Here is a 26,215-nt window from a genome sequence, read left to right on the forward strand (position 1 = left end):
AGGGGTGATCTGTGATTTAGGGGTCCACGGCCCACGGGGATAACCTGCGAGACGGACATGCCGCGCTCCGGGCCTCCGTTTGCGCCTTCCTTGTGACAAGTGCAGTCACGTTGCCCATCGCGGCACGCCCACGCAGATTACGAACCGCGATCACTGCGAATCTCAGAAGACAGACAAGGGACGGACGCGCGTGGACCTGTTCGAGTATCAGGCGAGGGACCTCTTCGCCAAGCACGGTGTACCGGTGCTGGCCGGTGAAGTCATCGAAACGCCTGAGGCGGCGCGCGAGGTGACCGAACGTCTCGGCGGCAAGGCCGTCGTCAAGGCGCAGGTCAAGGTCGGCGGCCGGGGCAAGGCGGGCGGCGTGAAGCTGGCCTCCGACCCGGCCGACGCGGTCGCCAAGGCCGACGCCATCCTGGGCATGGACATCAAGGGCCACACGGTCCACAAGGTGATGCTGGCCCAGACGGCGGACATCGCGGAGGAGTACTACGTCTCCTTCCTCCTCGACCGCACCAACCGCACCTTCCTGGCCATGGCCTCCGTCGAGGGCGGCGTGGAGATCGAGGTCGTCGCCGAGGAGAACCCCGACGCGCTCGCCAGGATCCCGGTCGACGCCAACGAGGGCTGCACCCCGGAGAAGGCCGCCGAGATCGTCGCCGCGGCCAGGTTCCCGGCCGACGTCGCCGGCCAGGTCGCCGACGTCCTCCAGCAGCTGTGGACCGTCTTCATCAAGGAAGACGCCCTGCTCGTCGAGGTCAACCCGCTGATCAAGTCCGGTGACGGCAAGATCATCGCGCTGGACGGCAAGGTCTCGCTCGACGAGAACGCCGACTTCCGCCAGCCCGAGCACGAGGCGCTCGAGGACAAGGCCGCGGCCAACCCCCTCGAAGCCGCCGCCAAGGCCAAGAACCTCAACTACGTCAAGCTCGACGGCGAGGTCGGCATCATCGGCAACGGTGCGGGGCTCGTCATGAGCACCCTCGACGTCGTCGCGTACGCGGGCGAGGCCCACGGCGGCGTGAAGCCCGCCAACTTCCTCGACATCGGCGGCGGCGCCTCCGCCGAGGTCATGGCGAACGGCCTGGAGATCATCCTCGGCGACCCGGACGTCAAGTCCGTCTTCGTCAACGTCTTCGGCGGCATCACCGCGTGCGACGAGGTCGCGAACGGCATCGTGCAGGCCCTCGAGCTGCTCAAGTCCAAGGGCGAGACCGTCAGCAAGCCCCTGGTCGTCCGCCTCGACGGCAACAACGCGGAGCTGGGTCGCAAGATCCTGTCGGACGCCAACCACCCGCTCGTACAGCGCGTGGACACCATGGACGGCGCGGCCGACAAGGCCGCCGAGCTCGCGGCTGCGAAGTAAAGGTAAAGGTCACCAACACCATGGCTATTTTCCTGACCAAGGAAAGCAAGGTCATCGTCCAGGGGATGACCGGTGCCACCGGCATGAAGCACACCAGGCTCATGCTCGCTGACGGCACCAACATCGTCGGCGGGGTCAACCCGCGCAAGGCCGGCACGTCCGTCGACTTCGACGGCACCGACGTCCCGGTCTTCGGCTCCGTCAAGGAGGCCATCGAGAAGACCGGCGCCGACGTGTCCGTGCTCTTCGTGCCGCCGGCCCACGCCAAGGCCGCGGTCGTCGAGGCCATCGACGCCGAGATCGGTCTCGCCGTCGTGATCACCGAGGGCATCGCGGTGCACGACTCCGCCGCCTTCTGGGCGTACGCGTCGAGCAAGGGCAACAAGACCCGGATCATCGGCCCCAACTGCCCCGGTCTCATCACGCCCGGCCAGTCCAACGCCGGCATCATCCCGGGCGACATCACCAAGCCCGGCCGGATCGGTCTCGTGTCCAAGTCCGGCACGCTGACCTACCAGATGATGTACGAGCTGCGTGACATCGGCTTCTCGTCCGCCATCGGCATCGGCGGCGACCCGGTCATCGGTACGACGCACATCGACGCCCTCAAGGCGTTCGAGGCCGACCCCGACACCGACCTGATCGTGATGATCGGCGAGATCGGCGGCGACGCCGAGGAGCGCGCGGCCGACTTCATCGCCCAGCACGTGACCAAGCCGGTCGTCGGCTACGTCGCGGGCTTCACGGCGCCCGAGGGCAAGACCATGGGCCACGCGGGCGCCATCGTCTCCGGCTCGTCGGGCACCGCGGCGGCCAAGAAGGAAGCCCTTGAGGCGGCGGGTGTCAAGGTCGGCAAGACGCCGACCGAGACGGCCGGTCTCGCCCGGTCGATCCTCGCGGGCTGACGCGGATCGACTCTTGGCGGTACGGTCGTAACGAGTACGGCGGTCGTACTGCCGCACAACGCGGGGGGGGGGGGGGGGGCGGGGGGGGGTGGGGGGGGGGGGGGGGGGGGGGGGGGGGGGGGGGGGGGGGGGGGGCGCCGTCACCCCCCCCCCCCCCCCCCCCCCCCCCCCCCCCCCCCCCCCCCCCCCCCCCCCCCCCCCCCCCCCCCCCCCCCCCCCCCCCCCCCCCCCCCGTGCCCGGGACACGCCGTGCCGGGGGACCGGGGGTCAGGGGATTCTGGGCAGCAGCCGCCCCGGTCCGTTCAGCGGCACGGTCCGCAGCGTGTCCCGCAGTTTCAGGTCCTGCTTGTCGAGCTTCTGCGGTCCCTTCGGGGCCGGGACACCGCCGACCCGCTGGCCGGGCGCGGGCGTCGGTTCGTACCGCGTCGGCGCCGTGACCACCGTGAAGGCCGTCGCCCCGATGATCAGCACGGTGACGGCGATCGCGACCCGCGTCCAGAACTTGGCACGGCGCTCGCTCGCCAGCCGCACGGCGGACGCGGACGCGACGGCCGGCGCGGACACCGACCTCGTCAGCTCCCGCATCCGCTCGTGCAGCACCGCCTCCTCGCCCAGGTCGGGCAGTTGCGCGACGACGGCCTCACGCGCGTGCGCCAGCCGGTTCGTGGCGGCCGTCGTGGTGGCCTCCGTCTCGGCGGCGGTCTCGGGCAGGCCGATCCCCAGTCCGTCGTGGAGCAGCAGCGTGCGCCGGTACACCGGGGGCAGGTCGAGCAGCGTCCGGCGCAGCGCGCGCCCGTCGCGTTCACCGGTGAACGGGTCCGGATGGCGACAGGTGCGCCGGAACCGGTGCCAGGGCGCCGTCGCGTGGTCGTACGCCGCCCCCCGCACCCAGCCCGCCGGGTCGGCGTCGACGGCGACCTCGGGCCAGCGGTGCCAGGCGAGCTGGAAGGCGCGCTCGACGGACTCCTGGGCGAGCGTGCGACGCCCGGTGAGCAGATAGGTCTGGCGTACGAGCGCGGGGGCGGCGTGCGCGTACAGCTCGTCGAAGGCCTGAGCGGGTGTCAGCCGGGCGGCCTCGGCGGCGGCGGCCCCGGCCATGGCCTCGGCCTTCTCCTTGCGGCGCTGTGCGCTCTGCCGGGAACGGCTGTCCTCCTCGACCGTGCGGACGGGGCGGCGGTTGAGCGGCCTCTTACGCGAGGGCGTGGGGCGGGACGCGGGCGGGGGCTCGCCGGGGAGGGCGTCCTTGAGGGAGGTGCCCGTGGCGTGGGGTTCCGCCGCCGGCGGTGGAGCCGGGGGTGCGGGCGCCTCAGCGGGAGCCGGTGCCGCCTTCCCCGCCGGCGGCTTCCCCGAATCCCCGGGCCCGCGCCCGCCCTTCGTGCGCTGCTTCCTCTCGCCGAGTTCCGCCGTGTACGCGGCCAGCAGCCGCGCGTACACCTCGCGCTTGCGCCCCAGCGGTGTCGTACGTCCCGTCTCCCAGGATCTGACGGTCCTTCGGGTGACCCCCACCGCCGTCGCGACCTGCTTCTCGGTCATGTCCATGGCCTCGCGCAGTCTGCGGCGCTCTTTCGGGGAGGGAAGCGTAGGCACCGAAGGGGAACGAGTGGTGCTCTGCGTCATGAAGAACTCCCCGCAGCACTGTACTGGCCGAAAAAGTACATAAACGTATATTGAGCGACACAACGGCTATCCGCCTGTTACGCGGTTTGAGCGCGTGTCGTTGGCAGCATGGCGCCGTGACCCAAGTGAGCGAGCGCGGCACCACGTTGTCCTCGGCCTCGGCCACCGAGCGGGGCAGGGCCGCCGCGCTGACCGCCGCGTTCCTCCGGGGGGCCTTCGCGGCGGCCCTCGGCCTCGGCACCCTCGCCGCACTGGTCATCGCCGCGTGGATCAGCTCCCCCTATCCCGACAGCGGCGCCGGTGGCGCCCTGCGCATCGCGGCGGCGCTGTGGCTGCTGGCCCACGGCGCGGAACTCGTACGGCCCGACACGCTCTCCGGGGTGCCCGCGCCCGTCGGAGTCGTACCCCTGCTGGTCATGGCGCTGCCCGTGTGGCTGGTCTACCGGTCGGCGCGCGACGCGCTGGAGCCGGACGAGGGCCGGCCCCAGCTCACGGCGCTCGGCGGGCTGTGCACCGTCGCCGGCGGGTATCTGCTGGTCGGCGGCGCTGTCGCGCTCTACGCGCGAGGCGGGGCGCTCTCCACGAACACCCTCGGCACGGCGCTCGAACTGCCCCTCCTGCCAGTGCTGTCGGCCGCCGCGGGGGTATGGGTGGCGAGCGGCCGCCCGCTGAGCCCGCTGCTCGACCGGCTGCCCCGCCGCACCCGGCCGGACACGCCGGCGGCACCGGCGTCCGGGGCGGCGGGCAGACGCCGCCGGGCGGTCGTCGTGATGCGGTCGGCGACCGCCGGGACGGCGGCGCTGCTGGGCGGCGGCGCCTTCCTCGTGCTCTGCTCGCTGGTGTGGCACGCCGACGCCGCCCAGGGAACCTTCCCCCAGCTGGCGGCCGCCTGGTCCGGACGGATCGCCGTGCTGCTGCTCTCCGTCGCGCTGCTCCCGAACGCGGCCGTCTGGGGCGCGTCGTACGCCCTCGGCCCCGGCTTCGCGCTCGGCACGTCGGCCACGGTCACCCCGCTCGCCGTCACGGGCAGCCCCGCGCTGCCGCCCTTCCCGCTGCTGGCGGCCGTGCCCGGCGAGGGACCCGGCATGGTCGTGACATGGGCGACCGGGGCCGTGCCCGTGGCGGCCGGACTGGTGATCGCCTGGTTCACGCTGCGGGTCGCCGCCCCGCCCTACGCCGAGCGGGACGAGGCATGGGGCGCGGGCGACACCGCGCTCGTCACGGCGCTCGCGGGCGCGGGGTGCGCGGTGCTGACGGCGGCCCTGGCCGCGGTGGCGGGCGGGCCGATGGGGACGGGGCGGCTGGCCGAGTTCGGGCCGGTGTGGTGGCTGACCGGTGCCGCCGCGCTGGTCTGGACGGTGGCCGTCGGCGTACCGGCGGCGCTGACGGTACGGGCCTGGCGGCTGAGGGGGCGGCGCGGGGCGGACGAGGTGGCGGGGGCGCCGGCGGCGGGTGGCGCGGCGGTCGGCGCCCGCGCGGACGCATCGGTGGACGCGCCGGTCGACGGGACCGCCGCGACGGAGACCGTCTGGTGGCGGCGGGTGCCGTGGTGGTGGCGGGGCGGGGCCACGGCGGAGGAGGCCGAGGACGGGGGGTCCGTGGACCACGAGAAGGGGGACGGCGCGGGAGGAGGCGGGACGGACGGTCCGCCCCTGCCGGTCGGCGCCGCCTCCGCGCAGGAGCCGTACGACTTCCTGCGGCGGGAGGCGTTCCACGACCGGGACGCGCGGACGACGGGCCGCACGCCGGCCGCGAAGACCCCGCCCCCGCCCCCACCCCCGGCCCCGGAGCCGTCGCCCGCGCCGTCGCCCGCGCCCGGTCCGGAGGCGGAGAAGGCCGACTGACCGGCGCCGACACCACTCGAACGAGCGGCGGCCCCGTCCCTCCCGATGCCGGGAGGGACGGGGCCGCCGTCGTGTCCGCCGTGCGCTGCCCGGTTACTTCTGGACGCCGAAGATCGGGACCAGCGAGTCGGGCAGCTTGTCGTTGCAGGCCAGCTGGCCCGTCTTCGTCAGCGCGTCGTTCACGCACGTGTAGTAGTCGCGGTAGACGAGCTGCACGGTGAACGTCGCCGCCACGATCAGCAGCGCGATCCCCGCCGTCACGATCCCGCTCACCGCGGCGGTCGTCTGCGGCTTGTGCGCCGCCGTGCCCTGGGCCGGGGCGCCCGGAGGCGTGCCCGGGGCCGGCGGCGCGCCCGTCGTGGCCGGGGCCGAGGAGCCCGGGCCCGAAGCCGTACGCCCGTCCGTACCGCCCGCCGCCGTGCCGTCGGCCTGCGTACGCGACACCGGCGCCTTGGCGCGCAGCGAACTGATGCCCCAGTAGAGCGCGAGCGCGCCGAGGAGCAGCGCGATCTCCGAGAAGTCGAAGAGGGCGAAGAAGAAGGCCCACATGCCGGAGAGCAGCGCGTACCGCGCGCGGCGCTGGAACGGGTCGGTCGGGTCCCAGCGCAGCCCGCCCCTGCCCTTGCCGGGCTGTCCTTCCGGACCGTCCTGGCGGCCACCGGGGCCGTTCTGCCCGCCGCCCGGCCCGTTCTGGCCGCCGGGCCTGCCGCCGAAACCGCCCGACGAACGGCCCGGCTGACGGCTGCTCCACTGACTGCCCCAGGACGAACGGTCACCGCCCGACGACTGGTCGTCCGGCGTCCCGTCCCCGCTCTGGGGGTGGCGCGGCCGCCACGGCTGGTCGGGCCTGTCCTCGGGCGGCGGCGCGAACGGATTGTCGTCGGAGGACCCGGACGAACCCGGGGATCCGGACGACCCCGAGGTCCCCGGGGTCCCGGACGCCCCGGAGGATCCGGACTGCCCCGGACCCCCTGAATCGCCCGGACTCCCGGAGGATCCCGTAGGGCCCTGCGGCCCGGTGGAACCCGCGGACGAGGACTGGCGTTCGCGCAGCAGGAGCACCGGCCCGGTGGGCTGCGGGACATGGAGTGCCGTGCGGTGTCGTCGGTCCGGCATCTGGTGAACGTCTTCCCCTCAGACCCTTGGCGCAAGGGGTCTTGTGTCGTATGGACCGTCCCGGAGACGGATCCGTGTCCCCCGACGCTACCTCCCGGCCGCGCCCCCGTCCCCCGGGGGCTGTTCGGTGTGCCGGTATCGTTGCTGACGGTCGGCTCCTTCGTAGAGTTCCCCGATACGGCAGACACGATCCGTTCGTACGACCGCACAAAGCCGCAGGACCCGCACGACCCGCGAGGCTGTGCTCGCTTCCAGAAAGGCGTTCCGCCGTGGCCTCCCCGCCGTCCCCGCCCGCCCCCGACACCCCGGCCGACCCGACGGAACCGGGCCGCCCGGTCGAATTCGGCTCCCCGGCCCGGCTCGTGGTCCTCGTCTCCGGCTCCGGTACGAATCTCCAGGCCCTGCTCGACGCCATCGCCGACGATCCGGCGGCCTACGGCGCCCGCGTCGTCGCCGTGGGGGCCGACCGGGCCTCCGTCGCCGGTCTGGAACGTGCCGAGCGCGCGGGGGTGCCGACCTTCGTCTGCCGGCTGCGGGACCACGCGACGCGCGAGGAGTGGGACGCGGCGCTCACCGAGGCCACCGCGGCGTACGAGCCCGATCTCGTCGTCTCGGCGGGCTTCATGAAGATCGTCGGGAAGCGGTTCCTCGCCCGCTTCGGCGGACGGGTCATCAACACCCACCCCGCTCTGCTGCCCAGTTTTCCCGGTGCCCACGGGGTGCGTGACGCGCTCGCGTACGGGGCGAAGGTCACCGGTTGCACCGTCCACTTCGTCGACGACGGCGTCGACACCGGCCCGGTCATCGCGCAAGGCGTGGTCGAGGTGCGGGACGAGGACCACGCGGACGGTGGCGTCGCTCTCCATGAGCGCATCAAGGACGTCGAGCGACGGCTGCTCGTCGATGTCGTGGGGCGCATCGCCCGGCACGGCTACCGCATTGAGGGACGAAAGGTAACAATCCAGTGAGCGTCGAAGAGACCGCCGGACAGGCCGTCGAAGGTACCAAGCGGCCGATCCGCCGCGCGCTGGTCAGCGTCTACGACAAGACAGGTCTGGAAGAGCTCGCCCGTGGACTGCACGCGGCCGGCGTCACACTCGTCTCGACCGGATCCACCGCCGGGCGGATCGCCGCCGCCGGTGTGCCCGTCACCAAGGTCGAGGAGCTGACCGGCTTCCCGGAGACCCTCGACGGCCGCGTCAAGACGCTCCACCCGCGCGTCCACGCCGGCATCCTCGCCGACCAGCGCCTCGCCGCGCACCGCGAGCAGCTCGCCGAACTCTCCATCGAGCCCTTCGAGCTGGTCGTCTCGAACCTCTATCCCTTCCGCGAGACCGTCGAGTCCGGTGCCACCCCGGACGAGTGCGTCGAGCAGATCGACATCGGCGGCCCCTCCATGGTCCGCGCGGCGGCCAAGAACCACCCGTCGGTCGCCATCGTCACCAGCCCCGCGCGGTACGGGGACGTCCTCGCGGCCGTACAGGACGGCGGGTTCGACCTGGCGACCCGCAAGCGGCTCGCCGCCGAGGCGTTCCAGCACACCGCCGCGTACGACGTGGCCGTGGCCTCCTGGTTCGCCGCCGACTACGCCGCCGCCGACACCTCGGGCCTCCCGGACTTCCTGGGCGCGACCTACGAGCGCAAGAACGTCCTGCGCTACGGCGAGAACCCGCACCAGCCCGCCGCGCTCTACACCGCCGGCTCCGGCGGGGGCCTCGCCGACGCCGAGCAACTGCACGGCAAGGAGATGAGCTACAACAACTACACGGACACCGACGCCGCGCGCCGTGCCGCGTACGACCACTCCGAGCCGTGCGTCGCGATCATCAAGCACGCCAACCCGTGCGGCATCGCGATCGCCGACGACATCGCCGAGGCGCACCGCAAGGCCCACGCCTGCGACCCGCTGTCCGCGTTCGGCGGAGTGATCGCCGTCAACCGGCCGGTCTCCGTCGAGATGGCCGAGCAGGTCGCCGAGATCTTCACCGAGGTCGTCGTCGCGCCCGGCTACGAGGACGGCGCCGTCGAGGTGCTGGCCCGCAAGAAGAACATCCGGGTGCTGCGCTGCGCCGGCGGTCCCTCGGCCCCCGTCGAGGTGAAGCCCGTCGACGGCGGTGCCCTGCTCCAGGTCGCCGACCGCCTCCAGGCGGACGGCGACGACCCCTCGACCTGGACCCTCGCGGCGGGCGAGGCCCTGTCGGAGGCCGAGCTGCGCGAACTGGCCTTCGCGTGGAAGGCGTCGCGCGCGGTCAAGTCCAACGCGATCCTGCTCGCCAAGGACGGCGCGAGCGTCGGTGTCGGCATGGGCCAGGTCAACCGGGTGGACTCGGCGAAGCTCGCCGTGGAGCGCGCGGGCGAGGAGCGGGCCCGTGGGTCGTACGCGGCCTCGGACGCGTTCTTCCCGTTCCCCGACGGTCTGGAGATCCTGCTGGAGGCGGGGGTCAAGGCCGTGGTGCAGCCGGGTGGTTCGGTCCGTGACGAGCTGGTGGTCGAGGCGGCGAAGAAGGCGGGCGCGACCATGTACTTCACCGGGACACGGCACTTCTTCCACTGAGGTCCCGGCGCGGAGACGGCCGCCCCCGTGGTGCCGGGGGCGGCCACCGTGCGTTCCACGCGCCGTGCCCCCGGCGCCTTCCGGGTTCCACACCCGCGTACGCCGACCCGCGTACGCCGCCCTCGTGCGACTGCCGCGCGGGCGCCGTCAGCCGTCCGGCGAGCAGCCGCCGGGGGCGGTACGGCGACCGAACGCCAGAAGGCCGTAAACCACGTCGCCACGACGGGTGTTACGGCCTTCTGGCATGCGCGCGGGCTCGCCCGTGCGCGCGGGCACCGCTCAGTAACGCGGGCGGTTGAACCACGCCGACGCCTGCGAGTTCACCATCGAGGCGAGGATGATCCCGCCGATGGCGAGGCTGATGAGACCGCCGACCGCGCCGGTCGCCTCACCGGACGTGAAGTTGGCGAGCGAGCCCAGGATGATCAGCGAGGCGTAGACGATGGTGCAGACGCGGATCGCCGTGCCGCCGCTGGAGAACTTGACGGCGAGCAGGATCGATACACCGGCGATGACCAGCAGGAGGACCACGCCGACGAACCCGATACCGGCCAGCGCGTCACCGGCGTCGGAGTCGGCCGCGTCCGAGACGGCGGCGAGCGCGATGGCGAAGATGATGGCGGCGATGATCTGGAACCCGGCCATGATGTACATGAGGACACGGGCCGCGGTCATCAGTCCGGGCATGGACTGCGGGACACCGCCCATCGGGCCGCCGGGGTAGCCGCCGTAGCCGGGCTGGACCGGGGGAGCCTGCGGGTAACCGTAGTTGGCCGGCGGCTGCTGGGGCTGGCCCTGCTGCGGGTAGCCGTACCCCGGCTGGCCCTGCGGCTGGCCCTGCTGTCCGTAAGGGTTGTTCGGGTCGCCGAAACTCATGGCGGGATTCCTCCGTTGGTAACGCGGGGACATCGCGGATCCGGGGGAGGAACGTCATGGAACCGAGCGGTTTGCCCCCCAACACTGACCGCGTACTGCGCGGTCATCGTGCGGTTCACAAGGGCTTTTTGTCCAGTCGGTATTCCTATGTGTTGTCCAAGTGCAACCTGGCCGGGCGCCGTTGATCTTGGCCCCGCGATCTTGTGCCGGGGCCCGCGCCGATCTCATGGATGACCTTGGATTGGAACAGCGGTGGGGTCATCCGCGAAGATGGGCGCATGACCGCCCAGATTCTCGATGGCAAGGCCACCGCAGCCGCGATCAAGTCCGACCTGACCGCCCGCGTGGCGGCCCTCAAGGCGCAGGGCATCACCCCCGGCCTGGGGACCCTGCTCGTCGGGGACGACCCGGGCAGCCGCTGGTACGTCGACGGCAAGCACCGCGACTGTGCCCAGGTCGGCATCGCCTCCATCCAGCGCGAGCTGCCCGACACGGCCTCCCAGGAGGAGATCGAGGCGGTCGTACGCGAACTGAACGCCAACCCCGACTGCACGGGCTACATCGTGCAACTCCCGCTCCCCAAGGGCATCGACACCAACCGTGTCCTGGAGCTGATGGACCCCGAGAAGGACGCCGACGGGCTGCACCCGATGAGCCTCGGCCGGCTGGTGCTGAACGAGACGGGGCCGCTGCCGTGCACCCCGTACGGCATCATCCAGCTGCTGCGCGCGCACGGTGTCGAGATCAAGGGCGCGCACGTCGTGGTCGTCGGTCGCGGGATCACCGTGGGCCGCTCGATCCCGCTGCTGCTCACCCGTAAGTCCGAGAACGCGACCGTGACGCAGTGCCACACCGGCACCCGGGACCTCGGCGCGCATCTGCGGCAGGCCGACATCATCGTGTCGGCCGCCGGTGTGCGCCACATCATCAAGGCGGAGGACGTCAAGCCGGGCGCCGCCGTCCTCGACGTCGGCGTCAGCCGCGACGAGCACGGCAAGATCGCCGGCGACGTCCACCCGGACGTCGCGGGGGTGGCAGGCTGGATCTCCCCGAACCCCGGCGGAGTGGGCCCGATGACCCGCGCGCAGCTGCTGGTCAACGTCGTCGAGGCGGCGGAGCGCGCCGGAAGCGGAAGCGGAACGTGAAAGGGGCACCCATGGGTGCTGGTACGAGTGCCGTCGCCGAGCCCGGCGACGAGGGTGTCCCCGCCGTGAGCGAGCCGGTGGTGGCCGAGGCCGTGGCGGCCCCGGAGGCGGACGGGAAGGCCGGCGAGAAGGCGGGCGGGAAGACCGGCGAGAAGGCCGCCGAGCCCGCCGGACCCGATGAGAAGAAGACCGGCGCGGGCGGGGACGGACAGACGGAGAAGGGGCGCGACGAGGGCGGGGCGGGCGGCGACACGGAGGCCCCCGCGGCGCACAGCACCTCGCGGCGTTTCCCGACCGTCACGCAGGACACCGCGCGCCCCGAGGGCGGCGGCCGTGCCGCTCCCGGCGACGCCCCCGCGCCCGCCCGTCAGTGGCCACTGCTCACGGTGCTCGGCGCGACCGGTCTGGGGCTGCTGATCGTCGGACTGGCGCCGTTCGAGCAGTCGTTCCGCATCGGCACGATACTGATCGGTGTGGCATTGGTCACCGGCGCGATCCTGCGGCGGATCATGCCGTCGGTCGGCATGCTCGCCGTACGGTCGCGCTTCACCGACATGGTGACGTACGGCCTGCTCGGAGTCGCGATCGTGCTGCTCTCGCTGATGACGCAGCCGAAGCCCTGGCTGGAGATCCCGTTCCTGGAGGACGTGGTCCACTCCACGGTCCCGTAGTCCACTCGAACAGAGACGGCGCCCATCCCCTCCCCCGAGTCGGGACGGGCGCCGTCGGCATGTGGCCAGCGTCACGGACGCGCCGTTCCGCTTCAAGGTCCGGCAGGTGCCTGTGGCACGGAAGTGACCATTCCGCCATGGTGTGATCGTCGGGCAACGGATGCGAGACTTGGGGGCGGAATTCGCGGGCGGCGCGCGAGGGGGCGCGGGGCCGTCCCGGATGCTCCGGCGCACCCCCGTTCCTGGAACTGACACCCCGACTCCGCGCATCCCTCGGGGTAGTCGGTGGCCGGCGTGGGGGCGCGGCGAAGGCGGAGCACGATCAGGATCGCGTGCGGGGGGACAAGGGGGAGGCAATGCCTCGTTGGAAGGCACTACCGGAGGAGCTCGACCCACAGGTCAGGGAGTTCGCCACGCAGTTGCGCCGGCTCGTGGACAAGAGCGGACTGAGCATCGCCGCGGTGGCGGACCGCACCGGTTACAGCAAGACGTCGTGGGAGCGGTATCTCAACGGCCGGCTGCTCCCGCCCAAGGGCGCGATCATGGCCCTCGCCGAGGTGACCGGAACGAATCCGCTGCATCTCACCACGATGTGGGAGCTGTCGGAGCGGGCGTGGAGCCGCTCCGAGATGCGCCACGACATGACGATGGAAGCGATCCGCATCACCCAGGCGCGCGACGCGCTGGGCGAGTTCGGCGGCGACGCCGGCCCCGGCCGGTCCGGGGGCAGCCGCCCCGGCGGCCGTACGGCGACGCCTCCGGTCGCGGGTCCGGGCGGCGCGGGGGGATACGCCGGCGCGAACCGCCCTCCGGCGGGCGCCCCCCAGGGACCGCCCCCCGGCTTCCCGCCGTCGACCCCATCCGGACAGCCCGGACAGCCCGTGGCGCCCGGCCGGGGAGGCGGGCGCGGCAAGCGCCGGGCCACGATCTTCGTGGCGGCACTCGTCGGCGCGGCGCTGGTACTCACCGGCGCCTTCCTGCTGACCGGCCTCGGCGGTGGCGACGACAAGAAGCCGGTCGCCCGTACCCCGTCGGCGGAGCCGACCACGAGCGCGCCCGAACTGCCCGCCGGAGTCAAGTGCGCGGGCGACGACTGTACGGGCGAGGATCCTGAACTCATGGGCTGCGGAGGCGAGTTCGCCGAGACGGCGACGACAGCGACGGTCGGCACCGCGGTGGTCGAGGTCCGCTACAGCGAGACGTGCGGGGTGGCCTGGGCCCGTATCACCGAGGCGGCGCCCGGCGACACGGTGGAGATAGCCGCCGACCAGGGCGAGGGCGCGCCCCAGACGGGCACGGTCAACGCGGACAAGGACGCGTACACCCCGATGGTCGCGGTGGCCACCGCCGCCGAGGCGAAGGCGTGCGCGACGCTCACGACGGGCATGGAGGGCTGCACGACGACGTCCCAGTGACCGGGCCGCCGCCCCGGCGGCCCGGTTCCGTTCGACGACGAGTGCCGTCTCACCGGCGGGAACCCCGCGTCGAGTGGCTCCGACCCCGCGACCGCCGACTCCCGCGGGACGACCGGCAGGCCGGCCCGCTCACGCGGTCACGCGCACGGCACCGCCCGCGTGAAGACGGCCGTCGCCCCCGCACCACTGGAACGCCGACTCGACGCACCCCGGCTACGGCTCCCGCCCCGTCGCGCCCCGCCCCGGCCCCGTCGGATAGCCTGACCGGCGGTTGTCTCTTCACGTCAAGACAAGATTCACCCGCCGTCGGAGAGATGGCCCGCACCAGGGGCAGGGCCCCTGCCGCCCGCCGTTCCACCGCTGTCAAACGGAGACCGCCATGACCCGCACTCCCGTGAATGTCACCGTCACCGGCGCAGCCGGCCAGATCGGCTACGCGCTGCTCTTCCGCATCGCCTCCGGTCAACTGCTCGGCGCGGACGTGCCGGTCAGCCTGCGTCTGCTGGAGATCCCGCAGGGCCTGAAGGCCGCCGAGGGCACCGCCATGGAGCTCGACGACTGCGCCTTCCCGCTGCTCCGCGGCATCGAGATCACCGACGACGCCAACGCCGCGTTCTCCGGCGCCAACGTCGCGCTGCTCGTCGGCGCCCGCCCCCGCACCAAGGGCATGGAGCGCGGCGATCTGCTCTCCGCCAACGGTGGCATCTTCAAGCCGCAGGGCAAGGCCATCAACGACAACGCCGCGGACGACATCAAGGTCCTCGTCGTCGGCAACCCGGCCAACACCAACGCCCTGATCGCCCAGGCGGCGGCCCCGGACGTACCGGCCGAGCGCTTCACCGCGATGACCCGGCTCGACCACAACCGCGCCATCTCGCAGCTCGCCGCCAAGACCGGCGCGCAGGTCTCGGACATCAAGCGGCTGACGATCTGGGGCAACCACTCGGCCACCCAGTACCCGGACATCTTCCACGCGGAGATCGCCGGCAAGAACGCCGCCGAGACGGTCAACGACGAGCAGTGGCTGGCCGACACCTTCATCCCGACCGTCGCCAAGCGCGGCGCGGCGATCATCGAGGCCCGCGGCGCGTCGTCGGCGGCCTCCGCCGCCAACGCCGCGATCGACCACGTCCACACGTGGATCAACGGCACCCCGGAGGGCGACTGGACCTCCATGGGCATCCCGTCGGACGGCTCCTACGGTGTCCCCGAGGGCATCATCTCCTCCTTCCCCGTCACCACGAGGAACGGTGCGTACGAGATCGTCCAGGGCCTGGACATCAACGACTTCTCCCGTGCGCGCATCGACGCCTCGGTGAAGGAGCTGACTGAGGAGCGCGACGCGGTCCGCGAACTCGGCCTGCTCTGACCCGCAGGCGTACGCAGTCGGAGTTCACGGAGCTCCCGTCGGCCGTCGTGGCCGCCGGGAGCTCCGTCGTGTCCGGGGGATGCGGCGGGTCAACCCCCGTACACCCGCCGGGTGTTGATTTCACGTTCGGCGCCCCCGGCGGCACCCGTTCGAGCACACTGAGTGCATGAACGCATACGGAGAGGGGTTGCCCGCGTACCGGACCATCCGCATGACGGTGCAGGACGGTCCGATCGCGGCATTCGCCGACGAGGAGGCGTGGCGGGCCCGGGAGCGGTATCCCACGATCGTGGGCATGGGGATGCCGGTCTTCGCCGCCGCGACGGAGTCGGAGCGCGGCGGCTGGGAGATCCTGGGCTCCGCCGGGGACACACCGCAGGCCGTCCGCGACTCCCTCGGCTCGCACTTCCGCCGGCTGGCCAAGGAGGCCGAGGGGGCCGGGCGCGCGGGGGAGCGCAAGAAGTACCGCGCGGCGTACGAGAAGCTCGACTGGGTCGCGGTGGACGAGTTGCGGGTGCTCGGCACCCGGTACCGCGTGGTGCGGGTCGAGCAGTTCATCCGGCTGGGTCCGGACGGGCCCGAGCCGCCCCGGCCGTCGGACCCGGATCCGGGAGAGGTGGGCGAGGCGCACCGGCTGCCCAGCCGGATCAAGGGGTTCGTCATCGATCCCCGCATCGGTACGGGGATGGCGGAGGGGCTGCTCAAGTTCGATCTGATGCAGTTCGTGCTGAGGGCCGGGACCGCGCCGCCGGATGTACGCGGCGATTCGCTGCGGGCCGTCGAGACGCATCCGGGCGGGGTGCTGCTGCCGGCGGAGTTCGCGATCGCCGAGTGCGGCGCGGACGGTCAGTGGAAGCCGCACTCGGGGGCCGCGCCGAGCCCGCAGGCCGCGCGGGACCGGCTGGCGGTGGACTTCCGGGTCATGACGCCCATTCGGCAGCGGCTGGGCGAGGCGGAGCGCGAGGAGTACGCGCGGGCGGCGGACCGGCTGGACGAGAAGCGCGGGGCCGGAATCGCGGTGGCCGGGCGGCGCTACCGGGTGGCGCGCGTCGAGCAGCTGGTACGGATCGGGCCCGACGGACCCGAGGGGCCCAGGCCGTCGGACTTCGACCCGGATCCGCCGATCGAGGCGCATACGAGGCAACTGCGCGAGCAGGGGCGGCTGGACGAGGAGGACGAGGACGAGGACGCGTCCTTCGAACTGCACGAGGAGGTGAAGGAGATCAGACGGCTGATGGAGAAGGAGGAGGCGAGAAGGGCCGCCTGGAAGCTGAGACGGCAGCAGGCCGAGCGGCCCGCGAAGGAAAGCGGACGAACCGGCCACCGGCCGGACCCCGATGAGTAGGGGGTGGTGCCCGACGAACCCCAAGTTGCGCCGAATGTCGATGAGTTCGGCCCCTGTTTTCCAGTTGTTTCGTCATGAGCATGGTTACATCTCGCCACTTCTGGGGGACCATTCCGGCGTCGGTCATCGCGCGTAGACCCGTGCGGCGACCGCGCCGCTCGCTCTGAGGGAAGCCCCGTGTCACCCGACGCGGAGCGTCAACCTGTCTCCCCACCGGAGGTTTCCGACATGCGCCGACGTCTGGCGATGCCGCTCGCCGCTCTCGCTCTCGCCCTGCCCGCCACCCTGATGTCGGCGAGCTCCGCCGCTGCCGCACCGGCCGACAAGCCCCAGGTGCTGAGCAGTTGGACGCAGACCAGCGCCGCCAGCTACAACTCGTGGGTCTCGGCGCGCAACAACCAGGGCGCCTGGTCCGCGTACGGCTTCGACTGGTCCACGGACTACTGCTCGTCCTCGCCGGACAACCCCTTCGGTTTCCCGTTCCAGACGTCCTGCGCGCGCCACGACTTCGGCTACCGCAACTACAAGGCGGCCGGCACCTTCAGCGCCAACAAGGCGCGGCTGGACAACGCGTTCTACTCCGACCTGAAGCGGGTCTGCGCCAACTACTCGGGCGCGACGAAGACCTCCTGCGACGGTACGGCGTGGACGTACTACCAGGCGGTCAGCATCTTCGGCCGCTCCGCCGCGGTCGACGGCACCAAGTCGGTCGTCTGACCGACCTCACGGCGGTCCGAGCCGCCGTGACCCGGAACTCGAAGGCCCCTCGCTTCCCCCGGCGAGGGGCCTTCGTGCTGCGTCCCCGGGGCACGGGAGCCCCGCCCTGCGTGACCCTGAACACTTTCGGCCATCGAACACGCATGCTTTCCGCTTTCCGGGGCAGGCGCCCATATCGCCAGTACTGCTGGTGATGGCGCATATCAGGAACGGAAGGCCAAACGCGACGTGTCGGCACAGCAGACCATCTTTGTGGACGGGGAGTGGCGCGGAGCCGCCTCCGGTGCCACACGCGAGATCCTCGACCCCGCCGACGCCGAGCCGTTCGCGGTGGTGTCCGAGGGCGGCTCCGAGGATGTCGACGCGGCCGTCGACGCCGCACGCGCCGCCTTCGACAACGGTGCGGGGGCCTGGCCGGGCACGGCCGTCGCCGAACGGGCCGCGCTGCTGCGGCGGGTCGCCGGACTGCTGCGACGGGACCGGGAGACCCTCGGGGCGCTGGAGAGCCGGGACGCGGGCAAGACCGTCGAGGAGGGGAGGGTGGACGTCGACTGCGTCGCCGACGCCTTCGACTACTTCGCCGACCTGGTCATGAACGAGAGCGGGGGCCGGGTCGTGGACGCCGGTTCCCCGGAGATCCACAGCGTCGTCGTGCACGAACCCGTCGGTGTCTGCGCGCTCATCACTCCATGGAACTATCCGCTTCTACAGGCGAGTTGGAAGATTGCCCCGGCGCTGGCCGCGGGCAATACCTTTGTCGTCAAGCCGAGCGAGATCACCCCGCTGAGCACCGTCGCGCTGCTGGCCCTGCTCGCCGAGGCCGGGCTGCCGCCGGGCGTCGCCAATCTCGTGACCGGCGCCGGAGATCCCGTCGGCGCCCGCATGGCCGAGCACCCCGACGTGGACCTCGTCTCGTTCACCGGCGGACTGGCCAGCGGTACGAAGGTGATGCGGGCCGCCGCGCCCGGCGTGAAGAAGGTCGCGCTGGAGCTGGGCGGGAAGAACCCGAACGTCGTCTTCGCCGACTCCTGCGCCACCGACGAGGGTTTCGACACCGCCGTCGACCAGGCCCTGAACGCCGCCTTCATCCACAGCGGCCAGGTCTGCTCCGCCGGTTCGCGGCTCATCGTTGAGGAGTCGCTGCGCGAGCGCTTCGTCGCCGAACTCGCCCGCCGTGCCACGAGGATCCGGCTCGGCCGGGGCACCGGCGAGGGCGTCGAGTGCGGACCCCTCGTATCGGCGGGGCAGTTGGCGAAGACCGAGGAGTACGTCGCGTCCGCCCTGGCCGACGGCGCCGTGCTGCGGGCCGGCGGCAGGCGGCCCGAACCGGCCGAACAGCGGCCCGCCGCCGGGTACTTCTACGAGCCGACCGTCCTCGACCAGTGCCACCGCGGGATGCGGGTGGTCCGCGAGGAGGTCTTCGGCCCCGTACTGACCGTCGAGACCTTCCGTACGGAGGACGAGGCCGTCGCGCTCGCCAACGACACGGACTACGGGCTGGCCGGCGGCGTCTGGACGGCGGACCCGGGACGCGCGCGGCGCGTCGCCGGGCGGCTGCGGCACGGCACCGTCTGGATCAACGACTTCCACCCCTATCTGCCACAGGCCGAGTGGGGCGGCTTCGGCAAGTCCGGCATCGGGCGCGAGCTGGGGCCCGCCGGGCTCGCCGAGTACCGCGAGGCCAAGCACATCTACCAGAACCTCGCGCCACGGCCGGTGCGCTGGTTCGCCGGCTGACCGGCCGGCGCCCGGCGCCCGCCAACCGCTCTACGAGCAGGCCGGGTTACGCCTCGGACTCATTACGCCCCGGCACGCGGAAGAACCTTGAAGCACCCCAGGAAGTGGAGTAGACGACACCCATGGCCGAACACGACGCCGCATACGACTACGTCGTCGTCGGAGGCGGCACCGCGGGATCGGTGATCGCCTCCCGGCTCACCGAGGACCCCGACGTCACCGTCGCCGTCATCGAGGGAGGGCCGTCCGACATCGACCGGCCCGACGTGCTGACGCTCCGCCGCTGGATGGGGCTGCTCGGCGGCGAGCTGGACTACGACTACCCGACCACGGAGCAGCCACGCGGCAATTCCCACATCCGGCACAGCAGGGCCCGGGTCCTCGGCGGCTGCTCCTCGCACAACACGCTGATCGCCTTCCGCCCGCTGCCGTCCGACTGGGACGAGTGGGCGGCGGCCGGCGCCGAGGGCTGGGACGCGGCATCCATGGAGCCGTACTTCGGGCGGCTGCGCAACAACATCGTGCCGGTCGACGAGCGGGACCGTAACCCGATCGCCCGCGACTTCGTCGACGCCGCGCGGTCGGCGCTCGGTGTCCCGCGCGTGGAGGGCTTCAACAAGAAGCCCTTCCACGAAGGCGCCGGGTTCTTCGACCTCGCCTACCATCCCGAGGACAACAAGCGGTCCTCCGCCTCGGTGGCCTATCTCCACCCGTTCCTGGACCGGCCCAACCTGCGGCTGCTGCTGGAGACCTGGGCGTACCGGCTGGAGTTCGACGGCACGCACGCGACCGGCGTACGCGTACGGGCCGCCGACGGCACCGAGTCCTCCGTGCGCGCCCGGCGCGAAGTCCTCGTCTGCGCCGGCGCGGTCGACACACCCCGCCTGCTCCTGCACTCCGGAATCGGGCCGCGCGCCGACCTGGAGGCGCTCGGCATCCCCGTCACCCACGATCTGCCGGGCGTCGGCGAGAACCTGCTCGACCACCCCGAGTCGGTCATCGTCTGGGAGACCGACGGGCCGATCCCCGAGAACTCGGCGATGGACTCCGACGCGGGCCTCTTCGTCCGGCGCGACCCGGAGAGCGCCGGCCCCGACCTGATGTTCCACTTCTACCAGATCCCGTTCACGGACAATCCCGAGCGCCTCGGGTACGAACGCCCCGCGCACGGCGTCTCGATGACACCCAACATCCCCAAACCCCGCAGCCGCGGCCGTCTCTTCCTCACCAGCGCCGACCCCGAGGTCAAACCGGCCCTGGACTTCCGCTACTTCACCGACGAGGACGACTACGACGGCCGCACCCTCGTGGACGGGATCCGGATCGCCCGGCAGGTCGCCGCCGCCGAGCCGCTCGCCGGCTGGCTGACCCGCGAGGTCTGTCCGGGCCCGGACATCACCTCGGACGAGGAGCTGAGCGAGTACGCGCGCAAGTGCGCCCACACGGTCTACCACCCGGCCGGCACCTGCCGGATGGGCGCGGCGAACGACGAACAGGCCGTGGTGGCACCGGACCTGACGGTCCGTGGACTCACCGGCATCCGGATCGCGGACGCCTCCGTCTTCCCCACCATGCCGGCCGTGAACCCGATGATCGGCGTCCTGATGGTCGGCGAGAAGTGCGCCGAACTGCTCACCCGGGCAGCCGCGGCAGCCACCGCACCGCCAGTCACCGCACCGCCAGTCACCGCACCGGCCGGCACGGCACCGGCCGCCACCACACGTACGACCAACGGCACAGCGGGCCCAGCCGCTGACACAACCGCACCGGGAGGTGATGCGTGATGACCGCCACCGAACCGGTCTTCTCCGTACGCGATCTCTGGAAGGTCTTCGGACCCAAGGCCGAACGGATACCGGGGAACAGCCAGTACGCGGCGCTGTCCGCCGAGGAGTTGAGGGCACGCACCGGCTGCACCGCCGCCGTCCGTGACGTCTCCTTCGACGTCCGCAAGGGGGAGGTCTTCGTCGTCATGGGCCTCTCCGGCTCCGGGAAGTCGACCCTCGTGCGCTGTCTGACCCGGCTCATCGAGCCGACCAGCGGGCAGCTGTCCATGGACGGTGAGGACGTCATCGCCATGGACAAGACCCGGCTGCGCGAGCTGCGCAGGCACCGCGCCGCGATGGTCTTCCAGCACTTCGGCCTGCTGCCGCACCGTTCCGTGCTCGACAACGTCGCCTACGGCCTCGAAATCCAGGGCCTGAGCCGCCCCGAGCGGCGCGCCAGGGCGGCGGACATCGTCGGCAAGGTTGGCCTCGCGGGGCTTGAGGACCGGCGCCCCGGCCAGCTCTCCGGCGGCCAGCAGCAGCGCGTCGGACTCGCCCGCGCACTCGCGGTCGACCCCCAGGTGCTGCTGTTCGACGAGCCGTTCAGCGCGCTCGACCCGCTCATCCGCCGCGACATGCAGGAGGAGGTCATCCGGCTGCACCGGGAGGAGGGCCGCACGATGGTCTTCATCACCCACGACCTCAACGAGGCGCTGCGGCTCGGCGACCGCATCGCGCTGATGCGCGACGGCGGGATCGTGCAGCTCGGCACCCCGGAGGAGATCGTCGCCAACCCGGCCGACGGATACGTCCGCGACTTCGTCCGCGACGTCCCGCGCGAGCAGGTCATCTCCGTACGCCGCGCCATGCGCCCCGCGCGGGACGGCGAGGGCGAGTCGGGTGTCGCCCTGAAGCCCGACACCCTGGTCTCGGACGCGATCGAGGCCGTCGCCCGCAGCGGCGCCAATTGCAGGGTCGTGGAGAACGGCCGGACGCTCGGCGTCGTCGGATACGAGGAACTCCTCGCCGTCGTCGCGGGCCTGGACGACGAGGCGGAACCCAAGGAGGTGGCGGCGGTATGAGCGCCGCTCCCAATCCGGTGTTCCAGAAGACCGGGCAGGGCCCCCGGGACGCGGGCGCCGTGGACGACGTCCGTACGGCGAAGGCCGGCGCATCCGGCCCGGCCGCCCCCGGCCCGTGGGCCCGCCTCGCCGGCAACCCCCGCGCGATGCTCCTCGTCGCCGCCGTCCTCATCGCGATCGTGTCCGCCGCCGTCACCGGCAGCGGAGCCTGGCCGGCCGATCTGACCGTCGACGTACGCTCGCCCCTCGACGACCTCAACCGCTGGCTCGTCGACAACCGCACCACCCACCCCCTCTTCCTCTACTTCCTCCTCCACATCAGCAACACCGCCGAGAGCTCGGTCGACGGCGTCCTCGGCGTCCTGGAGAGCCTCGGCTTCATCGGCGTGACCGTCGCCGCCGTCCTGATCGCCTGGTACGCCGGCGGCGCCGGCCTGCGCCGCCGCTCGCTGCGCACCGCCGCCACCGCGCTCGCCACCTTCGTGGTGATCGGGCTGCTCGGCATGTGGGAACCGGCGATGGAGACGCTGGCCCTGATGGTCGTCGCCGTCACCGTCTCCGCGATCGTCGGCGCGCTCCTCGGGCTCGCCGCCGGCCTCTCCGACCGCTGCCAGCGCGTACTGCGGCCGGTGTTCGACACCATGCAGGTGCTGCCCGCCTTCTCGTACCTGCTGCCGTTCGTGCTCCTCTTCGACATCGGCATCCCGTCGGTCTTCGTGGCGACGGTCATCTACGCGGCCCCGCCGATGGCCCGGCTCACCGCACTCGGCCTGCGCGGCGCGGACGCCGCCGCACTGGAGGCCTCCGCCTCGCTGGGCGCGAGCTCCTGGCAGCGGCTGGCGACGGCACGGCTCCCGCTCGCCCGCAAACAGATGCTCCTCGGCCTCAACCAGACGATCATGATGTGCCTGTCGATGGTCGTCCTCGCCTCGATGATCGGCGCCGGCGGACTCGGCGACGAGATCTTCACGGCGCTCTCCACCGTCGACGTCGGACTCGCGCTGCCCGCCGGGATCGCCGTCGTCCTGCTGGCGATCTGGCTGGACCGTACGACCGCGGCGGCCGGCGAACAGCTGGAGGACCCCGACACCGGGCGCCCCGCCGCGTGGTGGGTCCTGTGGCCCGGCATCGTGGCCGCCGTCGCCGGCGGCGCGGTGCTCGGAGCCGTACTCGGCCGCAAGGAGTGGCCGGAGGGCTGGACCGTCGCGATCAGTGAACCCGTCAACACCGTCGTCGACTGGATCGAGCGCGAACTCGGCTCCGGCGTACCGGTGCTGGGCGGCACCCTCACCTGGTCCGAGGGCTTCGCGAACTGGGTCATCAACCCGGTGCGCGACGCGCTGCTGGCCACGCCCTGGTGGGCGCTGCTCCTCGTGGCCGGTGTGCTCGCGCTGCGCACCGGCTGGCGCGCCGTCGTCACGGTGGTCCTGTCGCTGGGCGCGATCGGCGCGATGGGACTCTGGGACCGCTCGCTCGACACGCTCTCGCAGGTCCTCGCCGCGCTCGTGGTGACCCTGCTGCTCGGCTTCGCCATCGGCATCCTCGCCGCCCGCGTCGCCCGGGTCGAACGGATGATCAGGCCGGTGCTCGACATCATGCAGACGATGCCGCAGTTCATCTATCTGATCCCGGTGATCGCGCTGTTCAGCGGTGGCCGTACGGCGGCCGTCGCCGCGGCCGTCGTCTACGCGCTGCCCGCCGTCGTACGCATCACCACCCAGGGCATCCGCCAGATCGACCCCTCCGCGCTGGAGGCGGCGCGCTCACTGGGCGCCGGTACGGGGCAGCAACTGCGCCAGGTGCAGCTGCCGCTGGCCCGGCCCGCACTCCAACTCGCCGTCAACCAGGGCGTGGTGCTGGTCCTGGCGATCGTCGTCATCGGCGGCATGATCGGCGGCGGCGCGCTCGGTGTCGACGTGGTGAGGGGTCTGGCCAAGGGCGATCTCGGCCTCGGCATGACGGCCGGCATCGCGATCGTCTGCCTGGGGCTGCTGCTGGACCGGATCTCGCAGCCGAGCACGGCGGCGAAGGAACGCGCCCTGGTGTGAACGCCGCGGACCAGGGCCCCGAAGACAACCCCCGCCGGCACCACGACCGAATCCACAACCGATCCCGCGACAGAGAGAACAACGACGTGACCCACAGCAAGCGGATACGCACCACCCTGATCGCCGGAACCGGCGCGCTCTCCATGCTCGCGCTCGGCGCGTGCGCCGCCGAGACGGAGCCGAAATCGGCGTCCGACGAGATCACCCTGACCGTGCCCTCCTGGGTCGGCGCCCGCGCCAACGCCGAGGTCGCCAAGGTGATCATGGAACAGGAGCTGGACGTGAAGGTCGAGCTCCAGCAGCTCGACGAGCCGGTCGCCTTCGACGCGCTCAACAACGGCAAGGCCGACGCGATCCTGGAGGACTGGGGCGGCTCCCCGAAGAAGGAGAAGCTCTACGTCGAGGACAAGAAGACCATCGTCAAGGGCGGCGACCTCGGTGTCGTCGGGCACATCGGATGGTTCGTCCCCAAGTACTACGCGGACGCCAACCCCGAGGTCCTGGACGCGAAGAACCTCAACAAGTTCGTCAAGGACCTCAAGTCCGCGAACAGCGGCGACCAGGGCGAGTTCCTCGGCGCGGCCCCCTCGTACACGACGTACGACGAGCACCTGGTCAAGAACCTCAAGCTGAACCTCAAGATCAAGGAGACGGGCAACGAGGCCGCCCAGATCAAGGAGATCCAGCAGAAGTACCGCGACAAGGAGCCCTTCATCACCTACTGGTGGGACCCGCAGTGGCTCAACGCGGACATCGACCTGGTCGAGGTGAAGCTGCCCGCGTACGAGGAGGGCTGCAACGTCCCGGAGACCGCGACCGACTGCGCGTACGCCAACACCCCGCTCCAGAAGTACCTCAACGCGGACTTCGCGAAGGACGGCGGTGACGCCGCCGAGTTCATCAAGAACTTCAAGTGGTCCACCGAGGCGCAGAACGAGGTCGCCAAGGCGATCGCGAAGGACAAGATGAGCGGCCCCGACGCGGCCGAGAAGTGGGTCGAGGCGAACAAGTCGACCTGGGAGGCGTGGCTCCCCAAGAAGTGACACGCCGAACCCGCACGGACGGCCCGGAGCGCTCCGCGACTCCGGGCCGTCCGGCGTGCGCGTACCTCAGAACTGGCTCAACTCTCTTGAGATCGCGAGCCGGGGACGGCCAGTATCCGAAGATGAAGCTGTTCGGGCAGGAGAAGGACGAGTTCACGGTACTGGTCGTGCGCGAGGCCGACGAGGTCGCCGCGGCCGTGGACCAGGCACTGAAGACCGCGGGACCCGAGGAGCGGCCGGGGCTGGAGCGTGCCGCGGCGCTGCTCGCCGCCGCCAGGGAGGCCACCGACGCCGAACTGCGCGGGAACTGGGCGCGCCGGAAGATGGCCGAGGCCGGTGTGAAGGGGCGCGCCGACTCCGTACAGGCGGTGAAGGCGCTGCGTGAGGCCGAGCCGGGGCTGAGCCTCCTCCAGGCCGTACGGCTCTCGCAGGAGGCCGCCGCGCTGGAGGACCGGGAGCGGCACGGCCGAAGCGCCTGACCGGCGACCGCCGAACGGCGACGGTCGAACGCCGACCGGAGCCGGGGGAGCGACGCGTCGGCGCGCGTCACGCGGAATCCCGCACCACCAGTGTCGGCGTGAAGATCATCGAGGGCGGCGGACCGCCCGGCGCCGCGATCTGCTTCAGCAGCAGCCTGGCCATCTCCGCCGACATCTCCTCGACCGGCTGACGCACCGTCGTCAGCGCCGGATCGCACGTCAGCGCCGCGCTGCTGTCGTCGAAGCCCACCACGGCCACGTCGTCGGGCACCTGTCTGCCCGCCCGGAGCAGCACCGGCAGCGCGCCCAGCGCCATCAGGTCGGACGCGATGAACACCCCGTCCAGGTCCGGGTGTTCGGCCAGCAGCCGCCGCATCGCCGCCGCGCCGCCCGTATGGGTGAAGTCGCCCTCGGCGACCGCCACGTCCTCGATCCCGTACGTGGCCATGGCCGCCCGGAACCCCGCGAGCCGTTCCTGCCCCGCCGGCATGTCCTGCGGCCCCGCCACCGTACCGATCCTGCGCCGCCCCAGCCCGGCCAGATGCCCGGCCGCCAGCCGCGCGCCCGCGGCCTGGTCCGCCTCGACATAGGTGAGCGGCGAGGGCTGTCCGGGCCGGCCGGCCAGCACGGCGGGCAGCCGCGTCTCGTGGACCAGCCGGGGCAGCGGATCCCCGGCGTGCGAGGAGATCAGGACGATGCCGTCGACATGGCCCTGGCGCAGATACGACAGCAACTGGTCGCGGGAGGCGGCGTCGTCGGCCAGCATCAGCACCATCTGGACACCGGCCGGCCGCAGCACGTCGAGCAGCCCGCCGACGACCCGGCCGAAGTACGGGTCCGAGAACATCCGGCCCACGAACGGCTCGGCCACCGTCCGCCGTTCCTGCTCGGAGACCACCAGCGCGATCGAGTCCGTGCGGCGGGTCACCAGGGCGCGCGCGGCGCGGTTCGGCACGTAGTGCGTGGTGGCGATGGCCTCCTCGACGATCGTGCGCAGCGCGGGATCCACCGTCGGCGCCCCGTTGATCACACGCGACACCGTGGCGCGTGAGACGCCTGCCACGGCGGCCACGTCCTCCAGGGTCGGTCGCGCGGGCGGGGAGGCGTCGGCAGTCATGCA

21 protein-coding genes are annotated in these 26,215 nt (G+C 72.2%); 17 read left to right on the forward strand and 4 right to left on the reverse strand.

Features of this window, described 5'->3' with window-relative positions:
- Positions 1-190: 190 nt before the first annotated feature.
- Together sucC and sucD are read left to right on the forward strand one after the other, a co-directional pair.
- A complete protein-coding gene (sucC, locus tag ACZ61E_RS04230; protein ID WP_469697399.1) occupies positions 191-1,366 on the forward strand; it encodes an ADP-forming succinate--CoA ligase subunit beta in 1,176 nt (391 codons plus the stop codon).
- Positions 1,367-1,386: 20 nt separating this feature from the next.
- On the forward strand, positions 1,387-2,271 hold the full coding sequence (gene sucD / locus ACZ61E_RS04235) for a succinate--CoA ligase subunit alpha (RefSeq protein WP_469697401.1): 885 nt from the start codon (positions 1,387-1,389) through the stop codon (positions 2,269-2,271).
- Positions 2,272-2,538: 267 nt separating this feature from the next.
- Here sucD and ACZ61E_RS04240 read toward each other — a convergent pair whose 3' ends face one another.
- Entirely contained in the window at positions 2,539-3,888 is a 1,350-nt protein-coding gene (locus tag ACZ61E_RS04240; RefSeq protein ID WP_469697402.1) for a helix-turn-helix domain-containing protein, read from the reverse strand.
- Positions 3,889-4,004: 116 nt separating this feature from the next.
- On the opposite strand from ACZ61E_RS04240, the gene ACZ61E_RS04245 reads away from it, so the two are divergent.
- Positions 4,005-5,732 carry a cell division protein PerM gene (locus ACZ61E_RS04245; RefSeq protein WP_469697404.1) on the forward strand — a complete coding sequence of 576 codons (1,728 nt, stop codon included), beginning with the start codon at positions 4,005-4,007 and terminating at the stop codon, positions 5,730-5,732.
- Between the two features lie 93 nt (positions 5,733-5,825).
- Here ACZ61E_RS04245 and ACZ61E_RS04250 read toward each other — a convergent pair whose 3' ends face one another.
- On the reverse strand, positions 5,826-6,848 hold the full coding sequence (locus ACZ61E_RS04250; protein WP_469697406.1) for a hypothetical protein: 1,023 nt from the start codon (positions 6,846-6,848) through the stop codon (positions 5,826-5,828).
- A 269-nt stretch (positions 6,849-7,117) separates the two neighbouring features.
- Here ACZ61E_RS04250 and purN point away from each other — a divergent pair, with 269 nt between their 5' ends.
- Positions 7,118-7,816, forward strand: coding sequence for a phosphoribosylglycinamide formyltransferase (gene purN / locus ACZ61E_RS04255; protein ID WP_469697408.1), 699 nt, complete (start codon positions 7,118-7,120; stop codon positions 7,814-7,816).
- Complete coding sequence (gene purH, locus ACZ61E_RS04260; protein WP_469697410.1) at positions 7,813-9,402, forward strand: bifunctional phosphoribosylaminoimidazolecarboxamide formyltransferase/IMP cyclohydrolase; 1,590 nt, start codon at positions 7,813-7,815, stop codon at positions 9,400-9,402. The genes purN and purH overlap by 4 nt, the downstream gene beginning before the upstream one ends.
- Positions 9,403-9,681: 279 nt before the next feature.
- Here purH and ACZ61E_RS04265 read toward each other — a convergent pair whose 3' ends face one another.
- Positions 9,682-10,278 (reverse strand): hypothetical protein, encoded by a 597-nt coding sequence (locus tag ACZ61E_RS04265; RefSeq protein ID WP_469697412.1) that lies wholly within the window; start codon positions 10,276-10,278, stop codon positions 9,682-9,684.
- 278 nt (positions 10,279-10,556) lie between these two features.
- Here ACZ61E_RS04265 and ACZ61E_RS04270 point away from each other — a divergent pair, with 278 nt between their 5' ends.
- The 12 genes from ACZ61E_RS04270 (at position 10,557) to ACZ61E_RS04325 (ending at position 25,095) form a co-directional block, all read left to right on the forward strand.
- Positions 10,557-11,423 carry a bifunctional methylenetetrahydrofolate dehydrogenase/methenyltetrahydrofolate cyclohydrolase gene (locus ACZ61E_RS04270; RefSeq protein ID WP_469697414.1) on the forward strand — a complete coding sequence of 289 codons (867 nt, stop codon included), beginning with the start codon at positions 10,557-10,559 and terminating at the stop codon, positions 11,421-11,423.
- Between the two features lie 11 nt (positions 11,424-11,434).
- Complete coding sequence (locus tag ACZ61E_RS04275) at positions 11,435-12,094, forward strand: DUF3017 domain-containing protein (RefSeq protein WP_469697416.1); 660 nt, start codon at positions 11,435-11,437, stop codon at positions 12,092-12,094.
- A gap of 356 nt (positions 12,095-12,450) precedes the next feature.
- Positions 12,451-13,509: an XRE family transcriptional regulator gene (locus ACZ61E_RS04280; protein WP_469697418.1), complete on the forward strand. Its 1,059-nt coding sequence runs from the start codon at positions 12,451-12,453 to the stop codon at positions 13,507-13,509.
- 379 nt (positions 13,510-13,888) lie between these two features.
- On the forward strand, positions 13,889-14,878 hold the full coding sequence (locus tag ACZ61E_RS04285) for a malate dehydrogenase (protein ID WP_469697419.1): 990 nt from the start codon (positions 13,889-13,891) through the stop codon (positions 14,876-14,878).
- 166 nt (positions 14,879-15,044) lie between these two features.
- Positions 15,045-16,223 carry a DUF5954 family protein gene (locus ACZ61E_RS04290; protein WP_469697421.1) on the forward strand — a complete coding sequence of 393 codons (1,179 nt, stop codon included), beginning with the start codon at positions 15,045-15,047 and terminating at the stop codon, positions 16,221-16,223.
- Positions 16,224-16,451: 228 nt separating this feature from the next.
- Positions 16,452-16,940, forward strand: a complete 489-nt coding sequence (locus ACZ61E_RS04295; protein WP_469697423.1) for a phospholipase — start codon at positions 16,452-16,454, stop codon at positions 16,938-16,940.
- A gap of 228 nt (positions 16,941-17,168) precedes the next feature.
- On the forward strand, positions 17,169-18,677 hold the full coding sequence (locus ACZ61E_RS04300) for an aldehyde dehydrogenase family protein (RefSeq protein WP_469697425.1): 1,509 nt from the start codon (positions 17,169-17,171) through the stop codon (positions 18,675-18,677).
- A gap of 122 nt (positions 18,678-18,799) precedes the next feature.
- Positions 18,800-20,461, forward strand: coding sequence for a GMC family oxidoreductase (locus tag ACZ61E_RS04305; RefSeq protein ID WP_469697427.1), 1,662 nt, complete (start codon positions 18,800-18,802; stop codon positions 20,459-20,461).
- Positions 20,461-21,525 (forward strand): quaternary amine ABC transporter ATP-binding protein, encoded by a 1,065-nt coding sequence (locus ACZ61E_RS04310; protein WP_469697429.1) that lies wholly within the window; start codon positions 20,461-20,463, stop codon positions 21,523-21,525. Before ACZ61E_RS04305 ends, ACZ61E_RS04310 begins: the two co-directional genes overlap by 1 nt.
- Positions 21,522-23,573: an ABC transporter permease gene (locus ACZ61E_RS04315; RefSeq protein ID WP_469697431.1), complete on the forward strand. Its 2,052-nt coding sequence runs from the start codon at positions 21,522-21,524 to the stop codon at positions 23,571-23,573. The genes ACZ61E_RS04310 and ACZ61E_RS04315 overlap by 4 nt, the downstream gene beginning before the upstream one ends.
- Positions 23,574-23,659: 86 nt before the next feature.
- Positions 23,660-24,616, forward strand: a complete 957-nt coding sequence (locus ACZ61E_RS04320; RefSeq protein ID WP_469697433.1) for a glycine betaine ABC transporter substrate-binding protein — start codon at positions 23,660-23,662, stop codon at positions 24,614-24,616.
- 122 nt (positions 24,617-24,738) lie between these two features.
- The gene (locus tag ACZ61E_RS04325) at positions 24,739-25,095 is read left to right on the forward strand and encodes a hypothetical protein (RefSeq protein WP_469697435.1); all 357 of its coding nucleotides are present in this window, start codon (positions 24,739-24,741) and stop codon (positions 25,093-25,095) included.
- Between the two features lie 67 nt (positions 25,096-25,162).
- Here ACZ61E_RS04325 and ACZ61E_RS04330 read toward each other — a convergent pair whose 3' ends face one another.
- Positions 25,163-26,212, reverse strand: coding sequence for a LacI family DNA-binding transcriptional regulator (locus ACZ61E_RS04330; RefSeq protein WP_469697437.1), 1,050 nt, complete (start codon positions 26,210-26,212; stop codon positions 25,163-25,165).
- Positions 26,213-26,215 lie beyond the last annotated feature (3 nt).

It is taken from the genome of Streptomyces sp. NPDC104581, assembly GCF_055583685.1.